Raw genomic sequence first — 22526 nt, forward strand, 5'->3', positions numbered from 1 at the left:
GCCGGGCGGGGCCTGTGACGTACCGGGCCGGCAGAGCCGGACTAGCCCAATGCCGACTTGACCGCGTCGGCCAGCCGCTCGGCCACCGCCCGCGCCTGCTCGATGTCCGCGGCCTCCACCATCACCCGTACCAGCGGCTCCGTGCCGGACGGCCGCAGCAGCACCCGGCCGGTGGCGCCCAGCTCCCGCTCCGCCTCGGCGACCGCCGCGGTCAGCTCGGGAGAGGTGGTCACCCGCGACCTGTCGACGTCGGGGACGTTGATGAGGATCTGCGGCAGCCGCTCCATGACGCCCGCCAGTTCGCCCAGCGGCCGGCCGGTCGCGGCGACCCGGGCACCCAGCATCAGACCGGTCAGCGTGCCGTCACCGGTGGTGGCATGGTCCAGCACAATCACATGCCCGGACTGCTCACCGCCCAGCGCGAGGCCGTGCGCCTTCATCTCCTCCAGGACGTACCGGTCGCCGACCGCGGTCCGGACGAGGTCGATGCCCGCGCGCTCCATGGCGAGCTTGAAGCCCAGGTTGGACATCACGGTGGCGACGACGGTGTTCTTGCGCAGCATCCCCGCTTCCTGCATGCCGAGCGCCAGGACGGCCAGGATCTGGTCGCCGTCGACCTCGTTGCCCTCGCGGTCCACGGCCAGGCAGCGGTCCGCGTCACCGTCGTGGGCGACGCCCAGGTCCGCGCCGTGCTCGACCACGGCGGCGCGCAGCAGCCCCAGGTGGGTGGAGCCGCAGCCGTCGTTGATGTTCAGGCCGTCGGGCTCGGTGCCGATCGTGATGACGTCGGCGCCGGCCCGTGCGAAGGCCTCGGGCGAGACCCGCGCCGCCGCGCCGTGCGCACCGTCGATGACGACCTTCAGCCCGTCGAGGCGGTTGGGCAGCACGCCGACGAGGTGCGCGACGTAGTTGTCGAAGCCCTCGTCATAGACGGTGACCCGGCCCACACCGGCGCCGGTCGGCCGCTCCCAGGGCTCACCGGAGCTGTGCGCGCGGTAGGTCTGCTCGATCCGGTCCTCCAGCTCGTCGGCGAGCTTGTGGCCGCCGCGCGCGAAGAACTTGATCCCGTTGTCGGGCATCGGGTTGTGGCTGGCGGAGAGCATCACGCCGAGGTCCGCGCCGAGCGAGCCGGTCAGATACGCGACCGCCGGGGTCGGGAGCACACCCACCCGCAGCACGTCCACGCCCGCGCTGGCCAGGCCCGCGACGACCGCGGCCTCCAGGAACTCACCGGACGCGCGTGGATCACGTCCGACCACCGCCACCGGCCGGTGACCTTCGAAGGTGCCCGCTTCAGCGAGTACATGCGCCGCAGCGACCGACAGACCGAGCGCCAGCTCCGCCGTCAGATCCGCATTGGCGACGCCGCGCACACCGTCCGTGCCGAAGAGTCGTCCCACTGGTGTCCTCCGAGTAGATGAGCTTGGACCAGAGCATTAAGTCCAGGTATACGCCCCTGGTCCCGGATAGCCGAACGCCCCGGCAGCACGGAATGGTGCCACCGGGGCGTTCGCCAAGAGCTGCATGGTGCAGCGCGCGCGGTTAGCGCTTGCTGTACTGCGGCGCCTTACGGGCCTTCTTCAGACCGGCCTTCTTGCGCTCGACCGCACGGTCGTCACGCTTGAGGAACCCGGCCTTCTTCAGCGCGCCGCGGTTGTTGTCGACGTCCGCCTCGTTCAGCGCACGGGCCACGCCCAGGCGCAGCGCACCGGCCTGGCCGGAGATGCCGCCGCCGGAGATGCGGGCGACAACGTCGTAGCGGTTGTCGAGCTCGAGCACCTTGAAGGGCTCGTTGACTTCCTGCTGGTGCACCTTGTTGGGGAAGTAACCCTCGAGGGTGCGACCGTTGATCTTCCACTGGCCGGTGCCCGGAACGATCCGGACGCGGGCAATGGCGTTCTTGCGACGGCCCAGGCCGGCAGCCGGCTGCGGGTCGCCGAAGCGGGAAGCGAGGGACTCGGAGGTGTACTCCGACTCCACGACCTCGGTCTCAGTGGTGTATTCCTCGACGGCGTCGTCGTTCTCGATGACGGTCTCGGGAGTGGTCTCGGCCACGATGCTCCTCAGAATTCTCTGTCGTCTTAGGGGGTGGCCGGAACTACTGCGCGACCTGGGTGATCTCGAACGGGACCGGCTGCTGCGCAGCGTGCGGGTGCTCGGCGCCCGCGTAGACCTTCAGCTTCGAGAGCATCTGACGGCCGAGGGTGTTCTTGGGGAGCATGCCCTTGATGGCCTTCTCGACGGCCTTCTCGGGGTTCTTGTCGAGCAGCTCGTCGTAGCGGACGGAGCGCAGACCACCCGGGAAACCCGAGTGGCGGTAGGCCATCTTCTGGGTCCGCTTGTTGCCGGACAGGTGCACCTTGTCGGCGTTGACGATGATGACGAAGTCACCCATGTCAACGTGCGGCGCGTAGACGGGCTTGTGCTTACCCCGCAGGAGGGACGCGGCCTGGCTGGCCAGACGGCCCAGGACAACGTCCTGCGCGTCAATGATGTGCCACTGGCGCTGGACATCGCCGGGCTTGGGGCTGAACGTACGCACGGTTAGCCTTCGCTTCTTCAGAGGTGGGGTTCCCCTGGCCGTGAGGCCCGGGGGAAGGGTCCTGTACTGGTCACCACTCCCGATCACACCAGCGGGGGCGGCACTACGGGTGACGCAACCCGATCGTCCGTCGCTGGTCATCGGTCCGGTGGACCGCGTAAGGGCCCCCTCACGTGAGATAGAGCAAGCCAATACGCATAACGAACATGCAGAATACCGGCCCGGCCCCGGCGGGGTCAAAACGCCCCCCGAACCGGCGTACGGTGCCGGCCCCGGCCGCCTCCCCGGTCACCGTGGGTACCGGCTGCGACACGGCCCCCGCCCGCCCCGGCGCCCGCGCGACAGCCGACGCGCCGATGCCACTCTCCCGGCACAGCCGGCGCGCCGCGGACCCCCAGGGACGGCCCCCGGCGCGGGAAACCTAGCGCTCGCGCGCCACCCGCCGCTCGTCCCACACCGGCTCCGCCGTCTCCCGGACCAGCCCGTCCGAGCCGAACACCAGGAACCGGTCGAAGGACCGCGCGAACCACCGGTCGTGCGTCACGGCCACCACCGTCCCCTCGTACGCCTCCAGCCCCTCCTGCAGCGCCTCCGCCGACTCCAGGTCCAGGTTGTCGGTCGGCTCGTCGAGCAGCAGGGCGGTCGTGCCGGACAGCTCCAGCAGCAGGATCTGGAAGCGTGCCTGCTGGCCGCCGGAGAGCCGCTCGAAGCGCTGCTCGGCCTGCTGCTCCAGCTCGTAGCGGCGCAGCGCCGACATGGCCTGGCCCTTGTCCTTGGCGTGCTCGGTCCACAGGATGTCGAGCAGGGGGCGGCCCATCAGCTCGGGGTGGGCGTGGGTCTGCGCGAAGTGCCCGGGGACCACCCGGGCGCCCAGCTTCCAGGCGCCGGTGTGCGCGACAGGGCTGTCCTCGTCCCCGGCCAGCAGCCGCAGGAAGTGGGACTTGCCGGAGCCGTTGGAGCCGAGGACCGCGACCCGCTCGCCATAGAAGATCTCCAGGTCGAACGGCTTCATCAGGCCGGTGAGCTCCAGGTTCTCGCAGGTGATCGCCCGTACGCCGGTCCGTCCGCCGCGCAGCCTCATGGTGATGTCCTGCTCGCGCGGCGGCTCCGGCGGCGGCCCGGCCTCCTCGAACTTCCGCAGCCGGGTCTGCGCCGCCGCATAGCGCGAGGCCAGCTCATGGCTGACCGAGGCCGCCTGCCGCAGCGAGACCACCAGCTTCTTCAGCTGCGCGTGCTTCTCGTCCCAGCGCCGCCGCAGCTCCTCGAAGCGGGCGAAGCGCTCCTTGCGCGCCTCGTGATAGGTGTCGAAGCCGCCGCCGTGCACCCATACGTCGGAGCCTGCGGGTCCCGGCTCGACACTGACGATCTTCTCCGCGGCCCGGGCCAGCAGCTCCCGGTCGTGCGAGACGAACAGCACCGTCTTACGGGTCTGCCGGAGCTGCTCCTCCAGCCAGCGCTTGCCGGGCACGTCCAGATAGTTGTCCGGCTCGTCCAGCAGCAGCACCTCGTCCGTGCCGCGCAGCAGCGACTCCAGCACCAGCCGCTTCTGCTCGCCCCCGGACAGCGTGCGCACCTTCCGCCACTGCGCCTTCTCGTACGGCATCCCCAGCGCCGCCGTCGTGCAGATGTCCCAGGCCGTCTCGGCCTCGTAGCCGCGCGCCTCGGCCCAGTCGCTGAGCGCCTGGGCATAGGCCATCTGCGCGGCCTCGTCGTCGCCCTCGGCGCTCATCATCGCCAGCTCGGCGGCGTCCACCGCGGCTGCCGCCTGCCTGATCCGCGGCTGCGCCACGGAGACCAGCAGATCGCGCACCGTGCGCTCGTCGCGTACGGAGCCCACGAACTGCGGCATCACCCCGAGCCCGCCGCTGACGGTCACCGCCCCGCCGTGCGGCTGGAGCTCCCCCGCGATCAGCCGCAGCAGCGTCGTCTTGCCCGCGCCGTTGGCTCCCACCAGCGCGACCGACGCGCCCTCCCCCACCCGGAAGGACACATCCCCCAGCAGGACCCTCCCGTCCGGCAGGTAGTACTCCAGGTGTCCGGCCTCAAGATGTCCCATGAGCGGATTGTGACCGGCCGTTCCGCATTCCACCAACCCCATTAGGATGCGCGGCATGAGCTTTGGGCAAGGGGGGCCGTTCGACGGCCCCGGGGGTTCGTCGTCGTCCACTCCGGACTGGGGTGCACTGGCCGAGGAGAGCGAGGCACAGACCCGCCGCAAACGCCTGCTGTGGATCGGCGGCGGAGCGCTGGCGGCCCTCGCGGTGGCCGGCATCGTCACCGTCGCCGTCCTGTCCGGCGGCGGTGGGTCCGCGGGCGGCAACCCGACGGCGTCGCCCGCGGAGTCCGGCCAGGCCGCGGCGCCGGACGACAAGCCGTCCTTCCCGGACGTCTCCGTGCCGCCCCCGCCCAACCCGCGGGACTACATCTCCGACCCGAAGAAGGACACGGCGCCGCTCACTCCCGCCACCCTCTTCGCGCAGAAGAGCATGGTCGTCGGCGAGCACACCTACCCCCGCACCCACACCGCCACCACCAAGGACTGCACCGCCGGCGCCCAGGGGCCGCTCGTCTCCTCGCTGTCCCACAACGGCTGCAAGCAGCTGCTGCGCGCCACGTACGCCAAGGGCGGCGTCGCGGTCACCATCGGCATCGCGGTCTTCGACTCGCCCGCCAAGGCCACCAAGGTCATGAACGAGAACCGGGCCAACCTCATGCCGCTGCCCGGGGGCGGTGTCCCCGCGGACTTCTGCCAGGGCACGAAGTGCCGGATGGCGACCAATGCCACCGGCCGCTACGCCTACTTCACGATCGCCGGTTACCTCAACGGCAAGGACGTCACCAACACCGAGACCAAGGCCCGGCAGATCGCCCGGGACGGCGGCGCCTACGCGTTCAGCCAGATCACCCAGCGCGGCAAGGACCAGGCCGCGAAGGTCGCCGAGCAGCAGCTCAAGGAAGCCCAGAAGAAGGCCGGCAAGTCCTGACCGCCTCCGGTGGCGCCGCCCTTCCCGGCGGCGCCCCGCAGGCGCCACGGCCCGGCGCTCAGCAGCAGCCGCCCCCGGCGGCCCCGGGCAGCGTCCGCTTGTTCCGCGCCTCCTGGTTGCGCGCCATCAGCAGCTCGTCCGCCGGGTAGCCGACCTCCTCCAGCGTCAGCCCGTGCGGCCGCACCACGTGGACGGCGGAGTCCCGCACCCCGGCGGCCAGCACCTTCCCGGGCCATTCCACCGGCCGGTGCCCGTCGCCGACGAACAGCATCGCCCCCACCAGCGACCGCACCATGTTGTGGCAGAAGGCATCCGCCCGCACGGTCGCCGTGATGACCCCGTCCGCCCCGCGCGACCAGCTCAGCTCCTGGAGCGTACGGATCGTCGTCGCGCCCTCCCGGCGCTTGCAGTACGCCGCGAAGTCGTGCTCCCCCAGCAGCGGCCGCGAGGCCTCGTTCATCGCCTCGACGTCCAGCTCCCAGTCGTGCCACAGCACATGGCCGCGCAGCAGCGGATCCACGCCCCCGTGGTGATCGGTCACCCGGTACGCGTACCGCCGCCAGATCGCCGAGAAGCGTGCGTTGAACCCGTACGGCGCCTCTGCCAGCCGCCACACCCGCACGTCCTTCGGGAGCCGCCCGGCCAGCCGCCGCAGCAGCCGCTCCTCGTGCTCGGCCCACACCTCCGCGGGCAGATCCACATGCGCCACCTGCCCCCGCGCATGCACCCCCGCATCCGTCCGCCCGGCCACGGTGAGCTCGTACGTCTCGCCGGACCGCGTCACGGTCCGCAGCGCGTCCTCGATCTCCCCCTGCACGGTCCGCCGGCCACCGGCCTGCTTCGCCCACCCGGAGAAGTCCTTTCCGTCGTAGGAAAGGTCCATCCGCACCCGGACGAGGCCGGGCTCCACTTCGTCACTCACGACAGCAATCCTCCCTCACGCCGTACGCGGCCGTTCCGCACGGGCCGCACCCCGGGCACCGCACCTCCCGCCGGGCGACCGCCCCGGAGCCCGCCCGCGCATGCGAAAGCGGGCCCGCCCCGAAGGGCGGACCCGCTCACACAAGGCAGGACTCAGGCGTCCTTCGACTCCTCGGTCGCCTCGGTCGCCTCGGCGGCCTCGGCGTCCTTGGCCGCACGCTTCGTCGCGGCCTCGGCCTCACCGGTGGCCTGCTGGGCCACGGTCAGCGCCTCCACCAGCTCGATGACGGCCATGGGCGCGTTGTCGCCACGGCGGTTACCGATCTTGGTGATACGGGTGTAGCCACCCGGACGGTTCTCGAACCGCGGGGCGATCTCCGTGAAGAGCGTGTGCACGACGCTCTTGTCCGAGATCAGCTGCATGACCTGACGGCGGTTGTGAAGGTCGCCCTTCTTCGCCTTGGTCACCAGACGCTCCGCGTACGGACGCAGACGACGGGCCTTGGCCTCGGTCGTCGTGATGCGACCGTGCTCGAAGAGCGAGGTGGCCAGGTTGCGCAGCATCAGACGCTCGTGCGCGGCGCTGCCGCCCAGACGGGCACCCTTGGCGGGCTTCGGCATGGTGTATCTCCTTCATTGCTGCACCGGCCGTATCAGGTACCGGTGACAGTTCCCACGAGGCGGGCGCCCCGTGGAAGATTCAAAATCAGCCCGTCCGGCGTTTGAGGACAAAGCCTCAGCCACGCCGAAGCCGCAGGCTCAGTACTGCTCGGTCTCGACGAAGCCCGCATCCGCGTCGTCATCGGCGCCAAAGGCGTCCGCCGCGGCGGTCGGGTCGAATCCGGGCGGGCTGTCCTTGAGGGCCAGGCCCATGCCGGCCAGCTTCGCCTTGACCTCGTCGATCGACTTCGCACCGAAGTTGCGGATGTCGAGCAGGTCGGCCTCGGAGCGCGCCACGAGCTCACCCACGGAGTGGATGCCCTCACGCTTGAGGCAGTTGTAGGAGCGGACCGTGAGCTCCAGCTCCTCGATCGGCAGCGCCAGGTCGGCGGCGAGGGCGGCGTCCGTGGGGGACGGGCCCATGTCGATGCCCTCGGCGTCGATGTTGAGCTCGCGCGCCAGACCGAACAGCTCGACCAGGGTCTTACCGGCGGACGCCATGGCGTCACGCGGGCGCATGGCCTGCTTGGTCTCGACGTCGACGATCAGCTTGTCGAAGTCGGTGCGCTGCTCGACACGGGTCGCCTCGACCTTGTACGTGACCTTGAGCACCGGCGAGTAGATGGAGTCGACCGGGATACGGCCGATCTCCTGGCCCACCTGCTTGTTCTGGACGGCGGAGACGTAGCCGCGACCGCGCTCGACGGTCAGCTCCATCTCCAGCTTGCCCTTGCCGTTGAGCGTGGCGAGGACCAGGTCCGGGTTGTGCACCTCGACACCGGCCGGCGGGGCGATGTCGGCAGCGGTGACCAGGCCGGGGCCCTGCTTGCGCAGGTACATCACGACCGGCTCGTCGTGCTCCGAGGAGACGACCAGCTGCTTGATGTTGAGGATGAGGTCGGTGACGTCCTCCTTGACGCCCGGCACGGTGGTGAACTCGTGCAGGACACCGTCGATGCGGATGGACGTGACCGCCGCACCCGGGATCGAGGACAGGAGGGTCCGACGCAGGGAGTTGCCGAGGGTGTAGCCGAAGCCCGGCTCCAGCGGCTCGATCACGAACCGGGAGCGGTATTCGTCGACGACCTCTTCGGTCAGCGAGGGACGCTGAGCAATCAGCATGGTGTTCGATCCTTCAGTCGTGGACGCCCGCTATTTGACGCCCGCTGTACTGACAAGGGTACGGGCGGCACGGCGCCATCGGCTCCGTACCGCCCCCACCGGTCAGCTCTTACTTCGAGTAGAGCTCGACGATCAGCTGCTCCTGCACCTGGGTGTCGATCACCTGGCGCTCGGGCATGCTGTGCACGAGGATCCGCAGGTTCGAGGGAATCGCTTCCAGCCAGGCCGGAACGGTCCTCTCGCCAGCCTCGGCCTGCGCCACCGCGAACGGGGTCAGGTTCCGAGAGCTCTCGCGGACCTCGATGATGTCGTTCGCCGCCACACGAGCCGACGGAATGTCGGTCTTGCGGCCGTTCACGGTGATGTGTCCGTGACGAACCAGCTGACGAGCGTGGTCGCGGGACTTGGCAAAGCCGGCCCGGTAGACCACGTTGTCGAGACGAGTCTCAAGGATGCGCAGAAGGTTCTCACCGGTCTTGCCGGTCTTCTGGTTCGCTTCCTTGTAGTAGTTCACGAACTGCTTCTCAAGGACACCGTAGATACGGCTGCACTTCTGCTTCTCACGAAGCTGGAGCAGGTACTCGCTGTCCTTGGTGCGCCCGCGACCGTGCTCACCCGGGGGGTAAGGACGAATCTCGATCGGGCACTTTGCGCTCTCGCACTTGCTCCCCTTGAGGAAGAGCTTCTGCTTCTCCCGACGGCAACGCTTGCAGTCGGCCCCGGTGTAACGCGCCATATTGTTTTGTCTCCTACTTCAGCTGGTCAGACGCGGCGGCGCTTGGGCGGGCGGCATCCGTTGTGCGGCGTGGGGGTGACGTCCTGGATCGAACCCACCTCGAGGCCGGTGGCCTGGAGGGAGCGGATCGCGGTCTCACGGCCGGAGCCGGGACCCTTGACGAAGACGTCGACCTTGCGCATGCCGTGCTCCTGCGCGCGGCGGGCGGCCGACTCGGCGGCCATCTGCGCGGCGAAGGGGGTGGACTTGCGCGAGCCCTTGAAGCCGACGTGGCCGGCAGAGGCCCAAGAGATCACGTTGCCCGTGGGGTCCGTGATCGAGACGATCGTGTTGTTGAACGTGCTCTTGATGTGAGCGTGCCCGTGGGCAACGTTCTTCTTCTCCTTGCGGCGCACCTTCTTGGCGCCGGCCGTACGGCCCTTCGGAGGCATTCATTACTCCCGTGGAGGTGGTCGGTCCTACAGCGAAGACCGCTGATGAGCGTCCTGCTGAGGACTACTTCTTGCCCGGCTTCTTCTTGCCGGCGATCGCGCGACGCGGGCCCTTGCGGGTACGGGCGTTCGTGCTGGTGCGCTGACCGTGCACCGGCAGACCGCGGCGGTGACGCAGACCCTGGTAGCAGCCGATCTCGACCTTGCGGCGGATGTCGGCCTGGATCTCGCGACGGAGGTCACCCTCGGTCTTGAGGTTGTTGTCCACGTACTCGCGGATCTTGATGAGGTCTTCCTCAGCAAGGTCGCGAACACGGGTGTTCGGGTTCACGCCGGTGGCGGCGAGAGTCTGCTGCGACAGCGTCCGCCCGATACCGAAGACGTAGGTGAGGGCGACCTCCACGCGCTTTTCGCGCGGGAGATCAACGCCTGCGAGGCGTGCCATTGATGTGGCTCCTGATGGCTATTCGGAGGTCTTCCGCAGCACCGTTCCCGTAAGACTCTGCAGAATTACGAGCCGGGTCCCCGGCCTCCGAGCCGAGGGTGTCGTCCCCACGCGAGTGATGCGGGGGTCGGGTGACTGCGTATGTACGTATGTGCTTGCGTCGCGCGAAAACTGCGAAATGCAGGTGGTCGGCGTGCGTCAGCCCTGGCGCTGCTTGTGGCGCAGGTTGTCGCAGATGACCATGACCCGGCCGTGACGGCGGATCACCTTGCACTTGTCGCAGATCTTCTTGACGCTCGGCTTGACCTTCATGGGATGTGAGGTTCTCCGGGTCAGTGCCGTCACCCCACGGGAGCGGGGCGGCGACAAGATCTACTTGTAGCGGTAGACGATCCGGCCACGCGTCAGGTCGTACGGAGAGAGCTCCACGACGACCCGGTCATCCGGCAGGATACGGATGTAGTGCATCCGCATCTTCCCGCTGATGTGCGCCAGGACCTTGTGACCGTTCTGGAGCTCCACCTTGAACATGGCGTTCGGGAGGGACTCGATCACGGTGCCCTCGATCTCGATGGCACCTTGCTTCTTGGCCACGCTTCGCCCTTCGAATCGGCTACCTTGATCGACTCTCTTCCAGCCGCTCACCTAGCTACAGGCATACGGATGCACGAGAGCCGACGCGTCAGTCTACGTCAGGGCCCAGGAAAAGACGAATCCTGGATTATTGCCCATCGGGCGTGATCCTTACGCCCGGGCCGTCCGGCTCGTGCGAGGGGGCGCGATGGGCTCTGCCCTGATCCTCAAGCTTTTGCGGACGGGTCCGGCGCCGCCGTGATCCCCAGCTCGGCCAGCTTGGCCTTGCCGCCGTCCGGCGCGGTCAGCACCAGCGGACCCTCCTCGGTCAGCGCGACCGAGTGCTCCCAGTGCGAGGACCAGCTGCCGTCGTTCGACTTGACCGTCCAGTCGTCGTCGAGGACGTGGGTCTTGGCCGTGCCGAGATTGACCATCGGCTCGATGGCGATGCAGAAGCCGGGCACCAGCTTCGGGCCGCGGCCGCGCTTGCGGTCGACGTAGTTGAGCAGGTGCGGGTCCATGTGCATCTGCGAGCCGATGCCATGGCCGCCGTAGTCCTCGACGATGCCGTACTTGCCGCCGGCCGGCCGGGGCTGGCGTCGGATGTAGCCCTCGATCGCCTTGGAGATGTCCACCAGCCGGTTGCCCTTGGCGACCGCCGCGATGCCCGCCCACATCGACTCCTCGGTGACCCGGCTCAGCTCGACGAGCTCCGCCGCGTGACCGGACCCGACGAAGGCGGTGTACGCCGCGTCGCCGTGCCAGCCGTCGATGATCGCGCCGCAGTCGATGGAGATGATGTCGCCGTCCTGCAGCACCGTCTCGGTGTCGGGGATGCCGTGGACCACGACATCGTTGACCGAGGTGCAGATCGTCGCGGGGAAGCCCCCGTAACCGAGGAAGTTCGACTTCGCTCCGTGCTCGGCGAGCACCTTGCGTGCCGCGTCGTCCAGATCCTTGGTCGTGGCGCCGGGCACCGCGGCCTTCCGGGTCGCCGCGTGAATGGCGGCGACCACCAGCCCCGCCTCGCGCATCTTCGCGATCTGCTCGGGGGTCTTGATCTCCACCATGACGGCTGGCGCCTTCCTGAACCGACTACAACGCATATCCGGCGGCCGTCACGACCGCCCCGTACACGATACGGCCGCGGTAGCCCTTGCGGGCACCGCGGCCGTATCGGAAGCCGTCTGCTGCTACGCGTCCCGGGACGGCAGGGCCGCCATGGAGCGCCGGGTGACCTCGTCGACCTTCCCCATCGCGGGGATGGTGACGACCAGGTCCTGGTCCTTGTAGTAGTCGATGATCGGCTCGGTCTCCGTGTGGTAGACCTCCAGCCGCTTGCGGACGGTCTCCTCGCGGTCGTCGTCCCGCTGGTACAGCTCGCCGCCGCAGGTGTCGCAGACGCCCTCGGCCTTCGGCTTGTTGTACTCGGCGTGGAAGACGTGGCTGGAGTCATTGCGGCAGATGCGCCGGCCGGCGATCCGCTTGACGACCTCGTCCTCCGGGACCTCCAGGTCCAGAACGGCGTCCAGCTTGAGGTTCTTGTCCTTGAGGTACTCGTCCAGCGCCTTGGCCTGGCCAAGGTTGCGCGGGAAGCCGTCCAGGAGGAAACCGTCGGCCGCGTCGGCCTGCTCCATACGGTCCTCGGCCATCGCGATGGTGACCGAGTCGGGCACCAGGTTGCCGGCGTCCATGTACGACTTCGCCTCACGGCCGAGGGGCGTGCCCTGGCTGATGTTGGCGCGGAACAGGTCCCCCGTGGAGATGTGCGGGATCTCGAGGTTCTTGGCAAGGTACGCAGCCTGCGTACCCTTGCCGGCCCCCGGGGGTCCGACGAGGACGATTCGCATCAGCGGAGGAACCCTTCGTAGTTGCGCTGCTGAAGCTGGCTCTCGATCTGCTTCACGGTCTCCAGACCCACACCCACGATGATCAGGATGCTCGTCCCGCCGAACGGGAAGTTCTGGTTCGCGTTGAAAAGCACCAACGCCACTGTTGGTACGAGCGCGATCAGCCCCAGGTACAGCGAGCCCGGCCACGTGATCCGGTTGAGCACGTAGCTGAGGTACTCGGCCGTCGGGCGACCAGCCCGGATACCCGGGATGAAGCCACCATACTTCTTCATGTTGTCGGCAACTTCTTCGGGGTTGAAGCTGATGGCGACGTAGAAGAAGGCGAAGAAAACGATCAGCAGGAAGTACGTAACGATGTAAACCGGGTGATTTCCCTTGGTGAAGTTGGTGGCGATCCACGTCGCCCATGCCGCCTTCGACCCGCTGAACTGTGCAACGAGGGCTGGAATGTAGAGCAGCGATGACGCGAAGATGACGGGAATCACACCCGCCTGGTTCACCTTGAGCGGGATGTACGTGGACGTACCGCCATAGGACCGGCGGCCGATCATCCGCTTCGCGTACTGCACCGGGATGCGCCGCTGGGCCTGCTCGACGAAGACCACCAGGGCGACCATCGCCAGGCCCACCGCGATCACCGCGAAGAACTCGATCCAGCCGTCGGCCAGCTTGCCGGTGAGCTTGATCTGCCACAGCGCGCCCGGGAAGCCGGCGGCGATCGAGATGAACATCAGGATGGACATGCCGTTGCCGATACCGCGGTCGGTGACGAGCTCACCGAGCCACATGATCAGGCCGGTGCCGGCGGTCATCGTGATGACCATGGTGATGGTGGTGAAGATCGAGTCGCTGGGCACGATCTCGCTGGCGACCGGGCAGCTCTGGAAGAGCGCACCGCTGCGGGCGGTGGCCACCAGGCCGGTGCCCTGCAGGATGGCGAGCGCCACGGTCAGATAGCGGGTGTACTGGGTGATCTTCGCCTGACCGGACTGCCCCTCTTTCTTGAGGGCTTCCAGCCGCGGGATCACCACGGTCAGCAGCTGGAGGATGATGCTCGCCGTGATGTACGGCATGATCCCCAGCGCGAAGATCGTGATCTGCAGCAGCGCACCACCGCTGAACATGTTCACCAGGGCGAACAACCCACTGCTACCGCCGGCCTGCTTCATGCAGGTCTCGACGTTCGCGTAGTTCACCCCGGGGACCGGGACGTGTGCGCCGATCCGGTAGAGCACGATGATGCCCAATGTGAACAGCAGCTTCTTGCGCAGGTCGGGCGTCTTGAACGCTCGGGCGAACGCGGTGAGCACGGTGCCTCCTGCGCCTCCCGCCTTGAATGCGAGAGGTGACGGTCTTGAGGATCGACGAATACGTAGCGGGCAAAAACCGCGCGGACACGGCCCGCGCGGCGGGGGTCCGGGACGAAGCCCGGAAAACAACAGTCCATCCCACCTTACCGGCGACCATACCCCCGTGGAACGACCAACCGGGGATGCCCCAAACGATGGGCATCCCCGGTCAGTTGAGTCAGCGAACTCAGATGAGTTCGGTGACGGTGCCGCCGGCAGCGGCGATCTTCTCCTTGGCGGAGCCGGAAACGGCGTCAACCGTCACCTGCAGCGCCACGGAGACCTCGCCGGCGCCGAGCACCTTGACGAGCTCGTTCTTGCGCACCGCGCCCTTGGCGACCAGATCGGTCACCGTGACCTCGCCACCCTGCGGGTAGAGCGCGGCCAGCTTGTCCAGGTTCACGACCTGGAACTGCTTGTGGGCGGGGTTCTTGAAGCCCTTCAGCTTCGGGAGGCGCATGTGGAGGGGCATCTGCCCGCCCTCGAAGCGCTCCGGAACCTGGTAACGGGCCTTCGTGCCCTTGGTACCACGACCAGCGGTCTTACCCTTGGACGCCTCACCACGACCGACACGGGTCTTGGCGGTCTTGGCACCCGGGGCGGGCCGGAGGTTGTGGACCTTCAGCGGGTTGTTCTCCGCCATGTCAGTCGACCTCCTCAACCGTCACGAGGTGGCGGACGGTGTGCACCATGCCGCGGAACTCGGGGCGGTCCTCCTTGACAACCACGTCGTTGAGCCGCTTGAGGCCCAGCGAACGGAGGGTGTCGCGGTGATTCTGCTTGCTACCGATGAAGGACTTCGTCTGCGTGATCTTGAGGTGCGCCATTACGCGGTCACCCCTGCACGCGCCCGCAGCAGAGCGGCGGGAGCAACGTCCTCCAGCGGCAGGCCACGACGGGCCGCGATCTCCTCGGGGCGCTGCAGGCCCTGAAGCGCGGTCACCGTGGCGTGCACGATGTTGATCGGGTTCGACGAACCGAGCGACTTGCTCAGCACGTCGTGGATGCCCGCGCACTCCAGAACGGCACGCACGGGGCCACCGGCGATCACACCGGTACCGGGGGAAGCCGGCTTGAGCAGGACGACGCCCGCAGCCTTCTCGCCCTGGATGGGGTGAGGGATGGTGCCCTGGATACGGGGGACCTTGAAGAAGTTCTTCTTGGCCTCTTCCACGCCCTTGGCGATGGCAGCCGGAACTTCCTTGGCCTTGCCGTAACCGACACCTACGGTGCCGTCACCATCGCCCACCACGACCAGCGCGGTGAAGCTGAAGCGACGGCCACCCTTGACAACCTTGGCGACACGGTTGATCGCGACAACGCGCTCAACGTATGCGGTCTTCTCGGCGGCAGCGCCACCGTCGCGACCCTTCCGGTCCCGCCGCTCGCCGCCACCGGCACCGCTCCCGCGGCGCTGGGGTCCAGCCATTGGATTTACCTCTCTCTGTTACGTCCGCTAGCTCCGGAACCGGGGCTTAGAACTTCAGCCCGGCTTCGCGGGCGGCGTCGGCCAGAGCGGCAATCCGCCCGGCGTACTGCTTGCCACCACGGTCGAACACGACGGCCTCGACACCGGCGGCCTTGGCACGCTCGGCGACCAGGGAGCCGACCTTCTGGGCCTGAGCGCTCTTGTCGCCCTCGCCACCACGGATCGACGCGTCCAGGCTCGACGCCGAGGCCAGCGTGTGGCCCGCAATGTCGTCGATGACCTGAGCGGTGATGCCACGGTTGGACCGCGTCACCACCAGACGCGGACGCTCCGGGGTACCCGAAATCCGCTTACGGATGCGGATGTGGCGCCGCTTGGCGGCGGCCCGCTTGTAAGCGTCGCCCTTGGCGATCTTCACACCGTATGCCATGGCTTACTTACCAGCCTTTCCGACCTTGCGGCGGATGACCTCGCCGGCGTACTTGACGCCCTTGGCCTTGTACGGGTCAGGCTTGCGCAGCTTGCGGATGTTCGCCGCAACCTCGCCGACCTTCTGCTTGTCGATGCCCTCGACGCTCAGCTTGGTCGGGGACTCGACCTTGAAGGAGATGCCCTCGGGGGCCTCGATCAGGATCGGGTGGCTGTAGCCCAGGGCGAACTCCAGGTTGGAGCCCTTCGCCTGGACGCGGTAACCGACACCGCTGATCTCGAGCGCCTTGCTGTAGCCCTGGGTCACGCCGGTGATCATGTTCGCCACCAGCGTGCGGGACAGGCCGTGCAGGGCCTTGTTCTGACGCTCGTCGTTCGGGCGCGAGACGGTGATGACACCGTCCTCACCCTTGGCGACCTCGATGGGCGCCGCGACGGTGTGCGAGAGAGAACCCTTGGGGCCCTTCACCGCGACCGTCCGGCCATCGATGGTGACGTCCACACCAGCGGGAACCTGGATGGGCAGCTTGCCAATACGCGACATTAGCTATTCCTCCGTTCCCTGGTTACCAGACGTAGGCGAGGACTTCCCCACCCACGCCCTTCTTGCTGGCCTGCTGACCGGTCAGGAGACCGTGGGACGTGGAGATGATCGCCACGCCCAGGCCGCCGAGGACCTTCGGCAGGTTGGTGGACTTTGCGTAGACCCGCAGGCCCGGCTTCGAGATCCGCTTGATGCCGGCGATCGAGCGCTCGCGGTTCGGGCCGAACTTCAGCTCGAGGACGAGGTTCTTGCCAACCTCGGCGTCCTCGACGCGCCAGCCGGTGATGTAGCCCTCCTGCTGGAGGATCTCCGCGATGTGCGACTTGATCTTGCTGTGCGGCATCACGACGGTGTCGTGGTACGCCGAGTTCGCGTTACGCAGACGGGTCAGCATGTCTGCGATGGGATCAGTCATGGTCATGAATTGGCCTTCGGCCTCTCTCGCCGGGGTTTCCTATGTGCGCCATCCCTCTCCCCGATCAGAGTCGGGACGGGTGCGGCGCGGGGACCTACGGCGTAGTAAGCGACTTTATGCGGGCTCGGCCCGCGGTCGGTCTCGGGCGGCGGTGCGCCCAAACCCCTCTACCCTACGGGAAAAGAGGGATGGGCGCCCACCGGCCGAATGCTTACCGAGAGCCCTGGTCGTCCCGATGAAGGGATTACCAGGAGCTCTTGGTCACGCCCGGCAGCTCGCCACGGTGAGCCATCTCACGAAGGCACACGCGGCACAGGCCGAACTTGCGGTAGACGGAGTGCGGACGGCCGCAGCGCTGGCAACGCGTGTACGCGCGGACAGCAAACTTCGGCTTACGAGCCGCCTTAGCGATCAGAGCCTTCTTCGCCACGGTCAGTTCTCCTTGAACGGGAAGCCGAGGTGACGAAGCAGGGCGCGGCCCTCATCGTCGTTGGACGCCGTGGTGACCACGGTGATGTCCATGCCCCGCGTCCGGTCGATCTTGTCCTGGTCGATCTCGTGGAACATGACCTGCTCCGTGAGACCGAAGGTGTAGTTGCCCCGACCGTCGAACTGCTTCGGGGACAGACCACGGAAGTCGCGGATGCGCGGCAGCGCCAGCGACAGCAGGCGGTCCAGGAACTCCCACATGCGGTCACCGCGGAGGGTGACGTGGGCACCGATCGGCTGGCCCTCGCGCAGCTTGAACTGCGCGATGGACTTACGGGCCTTGGTGACGGCCGGCTTCTGTCCGGTGATCGTGGTGAGGTCGCGGATGGCGCCCTCGATCAGCTTGGAGTCGCGGGCGGCGTCGCCCACACCCATGTTGACCACGATCTTGGTCAGACCGGGGATCTGCATGACGTTCTCGAGCGAGAACTCGTCCTTCAGCTTCCCGGCGATCTCTTCGCGGTAGCGCGTCTTCAGACGCGGCGCGTTGGTGGTGGCAGTCATCAGATGTCCTCACCGGTCCGCTTGGCAACGCGGATCTTGTTGCCCTCGTCGTCGAAGCGGTATCCGACGCGGGTGACGACCTTGTTGCCGTCCTTCTCCACGACGAGCTGAACGTTGCTCACGTGGACAGGGGCCTCGGTCGTCACAATGCCGCCGGTCTTCGAACCACGAGCGGTCTGGCCGGCCTTGGTGTGCTTCTTGACCCGGTTGACACCCTCGACCAGGACGCGGTCCTCGCGGGGGAAGGCCTGGATGACCTTGCCCTGCTTGCCCTTGTCCTTACCGGTGATGACCTGGACCAGGTCGCCCTTCTTGATCTTCATCGGTTACAGCACCTCCGGCGCGAGCGAGATGATCTTCATGAACTTCTTCTCGCGCAGCTCCCGGCCCACGGGGCCGAAGATGCGGGTGCCGCGGGGGTCGCCATCGTTCTTGAGGATGACGGCCGCGTTCTCGTCGAAGCGGATGTACGAGCCGTCCGGACGGCGGCGCTCCTTGACGGTGCGAACGATGACCGCCTTGATGACGTCACCCTTCTTCACGTTGCCACCGGGGATCGCGTCCTTCACGGTGGCGACGATGACGTCACCGATGCCCGCGTAGCGGCGACCCGAACCACCGAGAACACGGATGCAAAGGATTTCCTTCGCACCAGTGTTGTCGGCGACCCGCAGTCGCGACTCCTGCTGGATCACGTCTATCTCCTGTTTGTCTGCCGGTTCCCGGCAGGGGCTTTCCTCTGACGAGTGGGCCCCTGCCGAGCCTGGCGGAACTGTTCCTAGGGGGTCCCCCTAGGAGGGATTACTTGGCCTTCTCGAGGATCTCGACGATGCGCCAGCGCTTGGTGGCGGACAGCGGCCGGGTCTCCATCAGGAGGACGCGGTCGCCGACGCCGGCAGCGTTCTGCTCGTCGTGCGCCTTGAGCTTGTTGGTACGGCGGATGACCTTGCCGTACAGCGCGTGCTTGACACGGTCCTCGACAGCGACGACGACGGTCTTGTCCATCTTGTCGCTGACGACGAGACCCTCGCGGGTCTTGCGGAAACCGCGCTCGTTCGTCTCAGTCACATTCTTCTCGCTCATCAGGCGCTCTCCACCGTCTCGATGCCCAGCTCGCGCTCACGCATCAGGGTGTAGATCCGGGCGATGTCCTTACGGACGGACTTGAGCCGACCGTGGTTCTCAAGCTGTCCGGTCGCCGCCTGGAAGCGGAGGTTGAACAGCTCCTCCTTGGCCTCACGAAGCTTGGCAACGAGGTCCTCGTTGTTCAGCTCGCGCAGCTCGGTCGCCTTGATACCGGCCGCCATCACGACTCACCTGCCTCGCGCCGCACAATGCGGCACTTCATCGGAAGCTTGTGGGCGGCGCGGGTCAGCGCCTCCTTGGCAACCTTTTCGTTCGGGAAGGACAGCTCGAACATCACCCGACCGGGCTTGACGTTCGCGACCCACCACTCCGGAGAACCCTTACCGGAACCCATGCGGGTTTCGGCCGGCTTCTTCGTGAGCGGGCGGTCCGGGTAAATGTTGATCCAGACCTTGCCGCCACGCTTGATGTGACGGGTCATCGCGATACGAGCGGACTCGATCTGACGGTTCGTCACGTAAGCCGGGGTGACGGCCTGGATGCCGTACTCACCGAAGGCCAGCTCGGTGCCACCCTTGGCCATGCCACTGCGCTTCGGGTGGTGCTGCTTGCGGTGCTTGACCCTGCGAGGGATCAGCATGTCGGTCAGGCCTCCGTTCCGGGGGTCTCCGCCGGAGCAGCGGCAGCAGCCTCGGCCTTGGGGGCCTCGGCAGCGGCGCTCTGCTGCTGCGGCTTGCGGCCACCGCGGCCGCCGCGCTCGCCGCCACCACGACGGGGACGGTCGTTGCCGCCACCACGGGCCGGGCGGTTACCCGCACGGGCCGCGGCGTTCTCGGCACGCACCTCGGCGATGTTCTTGACGTCGCCCTTGTAGATCCAGACCTTCACGCCGATACGGCCGAAGGTGGTCTTGGCCTCGAAGAAGCCGTAGTCGACGTTCGCACGGAGCGTGTGCAGGGGCACACGGCCCTCGCGGTAGAACTCCGAGCGGGACATCTCGGCGCCGCCGAGACGGCCACCGCACTGGATCTTGATGCCCTTGGCGCCGGCCTTCATCGTCGACTGCATGCTCTTACGCATGGCGCGACGGAAGGAGACGCGGGAGGACAGCTGCTCGGCGACGGCCTGGGCGACCAGCTGAGCATCGGTCTCGGGGTTCTTGACCTCGAGGATGTTCAGCTGGACCTGCTTGCCGGTCAGCTTCTCCAGCTCGCCGCGGATGCGGTCCGCCTCGGCGCCGCGGCGGCCGATGACGATGCCCGGACGAGCGGTGTGGATGTCAACGCGGACGCGCTCACGGGTGCGCTCGATCTCCACCTTGGAGATACCGGCGCGCTCCATGCCCTTCGTCATCATGCGACGAATGGCGACGTCTTCCTTGACGTAGTCCTTGTACAGCTTGTCGGCGTACCAGCGCGACTTGAAGTCGGTGGTGATGCCGAGCCGGAACCCGTGCGGGTTAACCTTCTGGCCCATTACCGGGTTCCTTCCTTGCTGCTGACGACCACGGTGATGTGGCTGGTCCGCTTGCGGATCCGGTAGGCACGGCCCTGGGCACGCGGACGGAACCGCTTCAGGGTCGGGCCCTCGTCGACATACGCCTCGGAGATGACGAGGCTGCCGGCGTCGGTGTGGTCGTAGTTGTGCGCGGCGTTGGCAATGGCGCTGTCCAGCACCTTGCCCACCGGCACGCTCGCGGCCTGCGGGGCGAAACGCAGGACCGCCTGAGCCTCCGTGGCATTCATGCCACGGATAAGGTCCACCACGCGGCGGGCCTTCATGGGCGTGACGCGGATGTACCGCGCCTGGGCCCTGGCTTCCATGGTTGTCCCTTCAGTGTCAGTCATAGTCTTCGCACTCCGCCGATCAACGACGCCGCGACTTGCGGTCGTCCTTCTCGTGGCCGCGGAAGGTGCGGGTCGGCGCAAACTCGCCGAGCTTGTGGCCGACCATCGACTCGGTGACGAACACCGGGACGTGCTTGCGGCCGTCGTGCACCGCGATCGTGTGGCCGAGCATGGCCGGGACGATCATGGAGCGGCGGGACCAGGTCTTGATGACGTTCTTGGTGCCGGCATCGTTCTGAACATCCACCTTCTTGGAAAGGTGGTCGTCGACGAAGGGCCCCTTCTTGAGACTGCGCGGCATCTAAACCCGCTCCTAGCGCTTCTTGTTCGTCTTGCGGCGGCGGACGATGTACTTGTTGCTCGCCTTCTTCGGCGAACGAGTACGACCCTCCTTCTGACCCCACGGCGAGACCGGGTGGCGACCACCGGAAGTCTTGCCCTCACCACCACCGTGCGGGTGGTCAACCGGGTTCATCACGACACCACGCACGGTCGGGCGGACGCCCTTCCAGCGCATGCGGCCGGCCTTGCCCCAGTTGATGTTCGACTGCTCGGCGTTGCCGACCTCGCCCACAGTGGCGCGGCAGCGGACGTCGACCAGGCGGATCTCACCCGACGGCATACGGAGGTGGGCCATGCGGCCCTCCTTCGCCAGCAGCTGCACGGAGGCACCGGCCGAGCGGGCGAACTTCGCACCGCCGCCCGGACGCAGCTCGATCGCGTGGATCGTCGTACCCACGGGGATGTGGCGCAGCGGCAGGTTGTTGCCCGGCTTGATGTCGGCGCCAGGGCCGTTCTCAATCCGAGCACCCTGGACCAGGCCACGGGGCGCGATGATGTAGCGCTTCTCGCCGTCTGCGTAGTGCAGGAGCGCGATGCGCGCGGTGCGGTTGGGGTCGTACTCGATGTGCGCGACCTTGGCCGGCACGCCGTCCTTGTCGTGACGACGGAAGTCGATCACTCGGTAGGCGCGCTTGTGGCCACCGCCCTGGTGGCGAACGGTCACACGACCGGCGTTGTTACGGCCGCCCTTGCTGTGCAGCGGGCGGACCAGCGACTTCTCCGGCGTGGACCGCGTGATCTCGACAAAGTCGGCGACGCTGGAGCCACGACGGCCCGGGGTCGTCGGCTTGTACTTGCGGATACCCATTTCTCAGTCCTCGTCCGATTCCGGACGACTCGGACTCCGTTAGGAGACCGGGCCGCCGAAGATGTCGATACGGTCGCCCTCGGCGAGGGTCACGATGGCGCGCTTGGTGTTCGCGCGCTTGCCGTAACCGGTGCGGGTGCGCTTGCGCTTGCCCTGCCGGTTGATCGTGTTGACCCCGGTGACCTTGACCGAGAAGACCGCCTCGACGGCCTGCTTGATCTGGGTCTTGTTCGAGCCGGGCGCGACGATGAACGTGTACTTGTTCTCGTCCAGCAGCGCGTAGCTCTTCTCGGAAACCACCGGCTTGACGAGAACGTCACGCGGGTCCGTGAAGGTCTTGCTGGTGACGACGGCCTCACTCATCAGGCGTCGCTCCCTTCGGTCTCAGCGTTGGCCTTGGGGCCAGACACGAAGGACTCGAAGGCGGCCTTGGTGAAGACCACGTCGTCGGAGACGAGCACGTCGTACGTGTTCAGCTGGCCCGGCTCCAGGATGTGCACCTGGGGCAGGTTGCGGGCGGACAGCCACGCGGCCTCGTCGCTGCGCTCGGCGACCAGGAGCACGTTCTTGCGCTCGCTGACCTTGCCGAGGAGAGTCTTGGCGGCCTTGGTGGAGATGTCGCCCTCGACCACGCCGGAAACGACGTGGATACGGCTGTTGCGGGCCCGGTCGGTGAGGGCACCGCGCAGGGCGGCGACCTTCATCTTCTTCGGGGTCCGCTGGCTGTAGTCACGCGGCACGGGGCCGTGGACGATGCCACCGCCGGCGAACTGCGGCGCACGGGTGGAACCCTGACGCGCCCGGCCGGTGCCCTTCTGGCGGTACGGCTTCTTGCCACCGCCGCGGACCTCGCCGCGAGTCTTGGTCTTGTGCGTGCCCTGACGGGCCGCGGCCAGCTGCGCGACAACGACCTGGTGGATCAGCGGAACGCTGACCTTGGCGTCGAAGATCTCCGTGGGGAGCTCGACGCTACCGGCCTTGTCGCCTGCCGGCGAAAGGATGTCAATGGTGCTCATC

General features: G+C 67.4%; 35 protein-coding genes. 1 reads left to right on the forward strand and 34 read right to left on the reverse strand.

Annotation, left to right across the window (positions count from 1 at the left end):
* Nucleotides 1-41: 41 nt before the first annotated feature.
* From glmM to Scani_RS33495, 4 genes are all read right to left on the reverse strand, one after another.
* The gene (gene glmM / locus Scani_RS33480) at nt 42-1400 is read right to left on the reverse strand and encodes a phosphoglucosamine mutase (RefSeq protein ID WP_159481481.1); all 1359 of its coding nucleotides are present in this window, start codon (nt 1398-1400) and stop codon (nt 42-44) included.
* Nucleotides 1401-1542: 142 nt separating this feature from the next.
* On the reverse strand, nt 1543-2055 hold the full coding sequence (gene rpsI, locus Scani_RS33485; protein WP_018090882.1) for a 30S ribosomal protein S9: 513 nt from the start codon (nt 2053-2055) through the stop codon (nt 1543-1545).
* 43 nt (nt 2056-2098) lie between these two features.
* A complete protein-coding gene (gene rplM, locus Scani_RS33490; protein ID WP_042155907.1) occupies nt 2099-2542 on the reverse strand; it encodes a 50S ribosomal protein L13 in 444 nt (147 codons plus the stop codon).
* Between the two features lie 421 nt (nt 2543-2963).
* Nucleotides 2964-4598 carry an ABC-F family ATP-binding cassette domain-containing protein gene (locus Scani_RS33495; protein WP_159481482.1) on the reverse strand — a complete coding sequence of 545 codons (1635 nt, stop codon included), beginning with the start codon at nt 4596-4598 and terminating at the stop codon, nt 2964-2966.
* A 55-nt stretch (nt 4599-4653) separates the two neighbouring features.
* Here Scani_RS33495 and Scani_RS33500 point away from each other — a divergent pair, with 55 nt between their 5' ends.
* Nucleotides 4654-5526, forward strand: a complete 873-nt coding sequence (locus Scani_RS33500) for a hypothetical protein (RefSeq protein ID WP_159481483.1) — start codon at nt 4654-4656, stop codon at nt 5524-5526.
* Between the two features lie 58 nt (nt 5527-5584).
* Here the strand turns inward: Scani_RS33500 and truA are convergent, their stop codons facing one another.
* The 30 genes from truA to rplD form a co-directional block, all read right to left on the reverse strand.
* Complete coding sequence (truA, locus tag Scani_RS33505) at nt 5585-6448, reverse strand: tRNA pseudouridine(38-40) synthase TruA (RefSeq protein ID WP_159481484.1); 864 nt, start codon at nt 6446-6448, stop codon at nt 5585-5587.
* A gap of 152 nt (nt 6449-6600) precedes the next feature.
* On the reverse strand, nt 6601-7068 hold the full coding sequence (gene rplQ / locus Scani_RS33510) for a 50S ribosomal protein L17 (protein WP_159481485.1): 468 nt from the start codon (nt 7066-7068) through the stop codon (nt 6601-6603).
* 138 nt (nt 7069-7206) lie between these two features.
* Nucleotides 7207-8229, reverse strand: coding sequence for a DNA-directed RNA polymerase subunit alpha (locus Scani_RS33515; protein WP_003956430.1), 1023 nt, complete (start codon nt 8227-8229; stop codon nt 7207-7209).
* A 109-nt stretch (nt 8230-8338) separates the two neighbouring features.
* A complete protein-coding gene (rpsD, locus tag Scani_RS33520) occupies nt 8339-8965 on the reverse strand; it encodes a 30S ribosomal protein S4 (RefSeq protein ID WP_159481486.1) in 627 nt (208 codons plus the stop codon).
* Nucleotides 8966-8991: 26 nt separating this feature from the next.
* Nucleotides 8992-9396, reverse strand: a complete 405-nt coding sequence (gene rpsK, locus Scani_RS33525) for a 30S ribosomal protein S11 (RefSeq protein WP_004571845.1) — start codon at nt 9394-9396, stop codon at nt 8992-8994.
* Between the two features lie 64 nt (nt 9397-9460).
* Nucleotides 9461-9841, reverse strand: coding sequence for a 30S ribosomal protein S13 (gene rpsM, locus Scani_RS33530; protein ID WP_030074809.1), 381 nt, complete (start codon nt 9839-9841; stop codon nt 9461-9463).
* A 198-nt stretch (nt 9842-10039) separates the two neighbouring features.
* Nucleotides 10040-10153, reverse strand: a complete 114-nt coding sequence (gene rpmJ, locus Scani_RS33535; RefSeq protein WP_003956441.1) for a 50S ribosomal protein L36 — start codon at nt 10151-10153, stop codon at nt 10040-10042.
* Between the two features lie 60 nt (nt 10154-10213).
* Nucleotides 10214-10435, reverse strand: coding sequence for a translation initiation factor IF-1 (gene infA / locus Scani_RS33540; protein ID WP_003956442.1), 222 nt, complete (start codon nt 10433-10435; stop codon nt 10214-10216).
* Between the two features lie 206 nt (nt 10436-10641).
* A complete protein-coding gene (map, locus tag Scani_RS33545) occupies nt 10642-11484 on the reverse strand; it encodes a type I methionyl aminopeptidase (protein WP_159481487.1) in 843 nt (280 codons plus the stop codon).
* 123 nt (nt 11485-11607) lie between these two features.
* Nucleotides 11608-12264, reverse strand: a complete 657-nt coding sequence (locus Scani_RS33550) for an adenylate kinase (protein WP_159481488.1) — start codon at nt 12262-12264, stop codon at nt 11608-11610.
* On the reverse strand, nt 12264-13577 hold the full coding sequence (secY, locus tag Scani_RS33555; RefSeq protein WP_086717619.1) for a preprotein translocase subunit SecY: 1314 nt from the start codon (nt 13575-13577) through the stop codon (nt 12264-12266). Before secY ends, Scani_RS33550 begins: the two co-directional genes overlap by 1 nt.
* A gap of 226 nt (nt 13578-13803) precedes the next feature.
* Entirely contained in the window at nt 13804-14259 is a 456-nt protein-coding gene (gene rplO, locus Scani_RS33560; protein WP_159481489.1) for a 50S ribosomal protein L15, read from the reverse strand.
* A gap of 1 nt (nt 14260) precedes the next feature.
* Entirely contained in the window at nt 14261-14443 is a 183-nt protein-coding gene (gene rpmD, locus Scani_RS33565; protein WP_030074796.1) for a 50S ribosomal protein L30, read from the reverse strand.
* Complete coding sequence (gene rpsE, locus Scani_RS33570) at nt 14443-15045, reverse strand: 30S ribosomal protein S5 (protein WP_006604888.1); 603 nt, start codon at nt 15043-15045, stop codon at nt 14443-14445. Before rpsE ends, rpmD begins: the two co-directional genes overlap by 1 nt.
* A 46-nt stretch (nt 15046-15091) precedes the next feature.
* On the reverse strand, nt 15092-15475 hold the full coding sequence (rplR, locus tag Scani_RS33575; RefSeq protein ID WP_030074793.1) for a 50S ribosomal protein L18: 384 nt from the start codon (nt 15473-15475) through the stop codon (nt 15092-15094).
* A 3-nt stretch (nt 15476-15478) separates the two neighbouring features.
* The gene (rplF, locus tag Scani_RS33580) at nt 15479-16018 is read right to left on the reverse strand and encodes a 50S ribosomal protein L6 (protein WP_159481490.1); all 540 of its coding nucleotides are present in this window, start codon (nt 16016-16018) and stop codon (nt 15479-15481) included.
* A 22-nt stretch (nt 16019-16040) separates the two neighbouring features.
* Nucleotides 16041-16439 (reverse strand): 30S ribosomal protein S8, encoded by a 399-nt coding sequence (gene rpsH, locus Scani_RS33585; protein ID WP_006604885.1) that lies wholly within the window; start codon nt 16437-16439, stop codon nt 16041-16043.
* A 238-nt stretch (nt 16440-16677) separates the two neighbouring features.
* Complete coding sequence (locus Scani_RS33595) at nt 16678-16863, reverse strand: type Z 30S ribosomal protein S14 (RefSeq protein WP_004571834.1); 186 nt, start codon at nt 16861-16863, stop codon at nt 16678-16680.
* Between the two features lie 2 nt (nt 16864-16865).
* Nucleotides 16866-17426 (reverse strand): 50S ribosomal protein L5, encoded by a 561-nt coding sequence (gene rplE, locus Scani_RS33600; RefSeq protein ID WP_086717611.1) that lies wholly within the window; start codon nt 17424-17426, stop codon nt 16866-16868.
* Nucleotides 17426-17749 (reverse strand): 50S ribosomal protein L24, encoded by a 324-nt coding sequence (gene rplX / locus Scani_RS33605; protein WP_006604883.1) that lies wholly within the window; start codon nt 17747-17749, stop codon nt 17426-17428. Before rplX ends, rplE begins: the two co-directional genes overlap by 1 nt.
* Before the next feature lie 3 nt (nt 17750-17752).
* Nucleotides 17753-18121: a 50S ribosomal protein L14 gene (rplN, locus tag Scani_RS33610; RefSeq protein ID WP_003992364.1), complete on the reverse strand. Its 369-nt coding sequence runs from the start codon at nt 18119-18121 to the stop codon at nt 17753-17755.
* 106 nt (nt 18122-18227) lie between these two features.
* Nucleotides 18228-18509: a 30S ribosomal protein S17 gene (rpsQ, locus tag Scani_RS33615; RefSeq protein WP_006604882.1), complete on the reverse strand. Its 282-nt coding sequence runs from the start codon at nt 18507-18509 to the stop codon at nt 18228-18230.
* Complete coding sequence (gene rpmC / locus Scani_RS33620) at nt 18509-18733, reverse strand: 50S ribosomal protein L29 (RefSeq protein ID WP_033269705.1); 225 nt, start codon at nt 18731-18733, stop codon at nt 18509-18511. The genes rpsQ and rpmC overlap by 1 nt, the downstream gene beginning before the upstream one ends.
* Nucleotides 18733-19152: a 50S ribosomal protein L16 gene (gene rplP, locus Scani_RS33625; protein WP_006604880.1), complete on the reverse strand. Its 420-nt coding sequence runs from the start codon at nt 19150-19152 to the stop codon at nt 18733-18735. Before rplP ends, rpmC begins: the two co-directional genes overlap by 1 nt.
* A gap of 5 nt (nt 19153-19157) precedes the next feature.
* On the reverse strand, nt 19158-19988 hold the full coding sequence (rpsC, locus tag Scani_RS33630) for a 30S ribosomal protein S3 (RefSeq protein ID WP_159481491.1): 831 nt from the start codon (nt 19986-19988) through the stop codon (nt 19158-19160).
* Nucleotides 19988-20335, reverse strand: coding sequence for a 50S ribosomal protein L22 (gene rplV, locus Scani_RS33635; protein WP_037839423.1), 348 nt, complete (start codon nt 20333-20335; stop codon nt 19988-19990). Before rplV ends, rpsC begins: the two co-directional genes overlap by 1 nt.
* 43 nt (nt 20336-20378) lie before the next feature.
* Nucleotides 20379-20660, reverse strand: coding sequence for a 30S ribosomal protein S19 (rpsS, locus tag Scani_RS33640; RefSeq protein ID WP_018090899.1), 282 nt, complete (start codon nt 20658-20660; stop codon nt 20379-20381).
* Between the two features lie 12 nt (nt 20661-20672).
* Nucleotides 20673-21509, reverse strand: coding sequence for a 50S ribosomal protein L2 (gene rplB, locus Scani_RS33645; RefSeq protein ID WP_042155863.1), 837 nt, complete (start codon nt 21507-21509; stop codon nt 20673-20675).
* 39 nt (nt 21510-21548) lie between these two features.
* Nucleotides 21549-21872 (reverse strand): 50S ribosomal protein L23, encoded by a 324-nt coding sequence (gene rplW / locus Scani_RS33650; RefSeq protein ID WP_159481492.1) that lies wholly within the window; start codon nt 21870-21872, stop codon nt 21549-21551.
* On the reverse strand, nt 21872-22525 hold the full coding sequence (gene rplD, locus Scani_RS33655) for a 50S ribosomal protein L4 (RefSeq protein ID WP_159481493.1): 654 nt from the start codon (nt 22523-22525) through the stop codon (nt 21872-21874). The genes rplW and rplD overlap by 1 nt, the downstream gene beginning before the upstream one ends.
* Nucleotide 22526 lies beyond the last annotated feature (1 nt).

The sequence above is a fragment of the Streptomyces caniferus genome (genome assembly GCF_009811555.1).
In the GTDB taxonomy this organism is placed as follows: Bacteria; Actinomycetota; Actinomycetes; order Streptomycetales; family Streptomycetaceae; genus Streptomyces; species Streptomyces caniferus.

Coding starts and splice junctions, on each gene's coding strand:
- rpsH (WP_006604885.1), bottom strand. CDS start 16,439: ATGACCATGACTGATCCCATCGCAGACATGCTGACCCGTCTGCGTAAC.
- rplR (WP_030074793.1), bottom strand. CDS start 15,475: ATGGCATACGGTGTGAAGATCGCCAAGGGCGACGCTTACAAGCGGGCC.
- rpsS (WP_018090899.1), bottom strand. CDS start 20,660: ATGCCGCGCAGTCTCAAGAAGGGGCCCTTCGTCGACGACCACCTTTCC.
- rplW (WP_159481492.1), bottom strand. CDS start 21,872: ATGAGTGAGGCCGTCGTCACCAGCAAGACCTTCACGGACCCGCGTGAC.
- rpsK (WP_004571845.1), bottom strand. CDS start 9,396: ATGCCTCCGAAGGGCCGTACGGCCGGCGCCAAGAAGGTGCGCCGCAAG.
- rpmD (WP_030074796.1), bottom strand. CDS start 14,443: ATGGCGCACCTCAAGATCACGCAGACGAAGTCCTTCATCGGTAGCAAG.
- rplE (WP_086717611.1), bottom strand. CDS start 17,426: ATGACTGCCACCACCAACGCGCCGCGTCTGAAGACGCGCTACCGCGAA.
- rplF (WP_159481490.1), bottom strand. CDS start 16,018: ATGTCGCGTATTGGCAAGCTGCCCATCCAGGTTCCCGCTGGTGTGGAC.
- rpsC (WP_159481491.1), bottom strand. CDS start 19,988: ATGGGCCAGAAGGTTAACCCGCACGGGTTCCGGCTCGGCATCACCACC.
- rpsE (WP_006604888.1), bottom strand. CDS start 15,045: ATGGCTGGACCCCAGCGCCGCGGGAGCGGTGCCGGTGGCGGCGAGCGG.
- rpsD (WP_159481486.1), bottom strand. CDS start 8,965: ATGGCGCGTTACACCGGGGCCGACTGCAAGCGTTGCCGTCGGGAGAAG.
- rplB (WP_042155863.1), bottom strand. CDS start 21,509: ATGGGTATCCGCAAGTACAAGCCGACGACCCCGGGCCGTCGTGGCTCC.
- Scani_RS33515 (WP_003956430.1), bottom strand. CDS start 8,229: ATGCTGATTGCTCAGCGTCCCTCGCTGACCGAAGAGGTCGTCGACGAA.
- Scani_RS33500 (WP_159481483.1), top strand. CDS start 4,654: ATGAGCTTTGGGCAAGGGGGGCCGTTCGACGGCCCCGGGGGTTCGTCG.
- Scani_RS33495 (WP_159481482.1), bottom strand. CDS start 4,598: ATGGGACATCTTGAGGCCGGACACCTGGAGTACTACCTGCCGGACGGG.
- rpsQ (WP_006604882.1), bottom strand. CDS start 18,509: ATGAGCGAGAAGAATGTGACTGAGACGAACGAGCGCGGTTTCCGCAAG.
- rplP (WP_006604880.1), bottom strand. CDS start 19,152: ATGCTGATCCCTCGCAGGGTCAAGCACCGCAAGCAGCACCACCCGAAG.
- rplQ (WP_159481485.1), bottom strand. CDS start 7,068: ATGCCGAAGCCCGCCAAGGGTGCCCGTCTGGGCGGCAGCGCCGCGCAC.
- Scani_RS33550 (WP_159481488.1), bottom strand. CDS start 12,264: ATGCGAATCGTCCTCGTCGGACCCCCGGGGGCCGGCAAGGGTACGCAG.
- rplV (WP_037839423.1), bottom strand. CDS start 20,335: ATGGAAGCCAGGGCCCAGGCGCGGTACATCCGCGTCACGCCCATGAAG.
- rpsM (WP_030074809.1), bottom strand. CDS start 9,841: ATGGCACGCCTCGCAGGCGTTGATCTCCCGCGCGAAAAGCGCGTGGAG.
- rpmC (WP_033269705.1), bottom strand. CDS start 18,733: ATGGCGGCCGGTATCAAGGCGACCGAGCTGCGCGAGCTGAACAACGAG.
- rpmJ (WP_003956441.1), bottom strand. CDS start 10,153: ATGAAGGTCAAGCCGAGCGTCAAGAAGATCTGCGACAAGTGCAAGGTG.
- rplO (WP_159481489.1), bottom strand. CDS start 14,259: ATGGCGGAGAACAACCCGCTGAAGGTCCACAACCTCCGGCCCGCCCCG.
- map (WP_159481487.1), bottom strand. CDS start 11,484: ATGGTGGAGATCAAGACCCCCGAGCAGATCGCGAAGATGCGCGAGGCG.
- rplX (WP_006604883.1), bottom strand. CDS start 17,749: ATGAAGATCAAGAAGGGCGACCTGGTCCAGGTCATCACCGGTAAGGAC.
- rplD (WP_159481493.1), bottom strand. CDS start 22,525: ATGAGCACCATTGACATCCTTTCGCCGGCAGGCGACAAGGCCGGTAGC.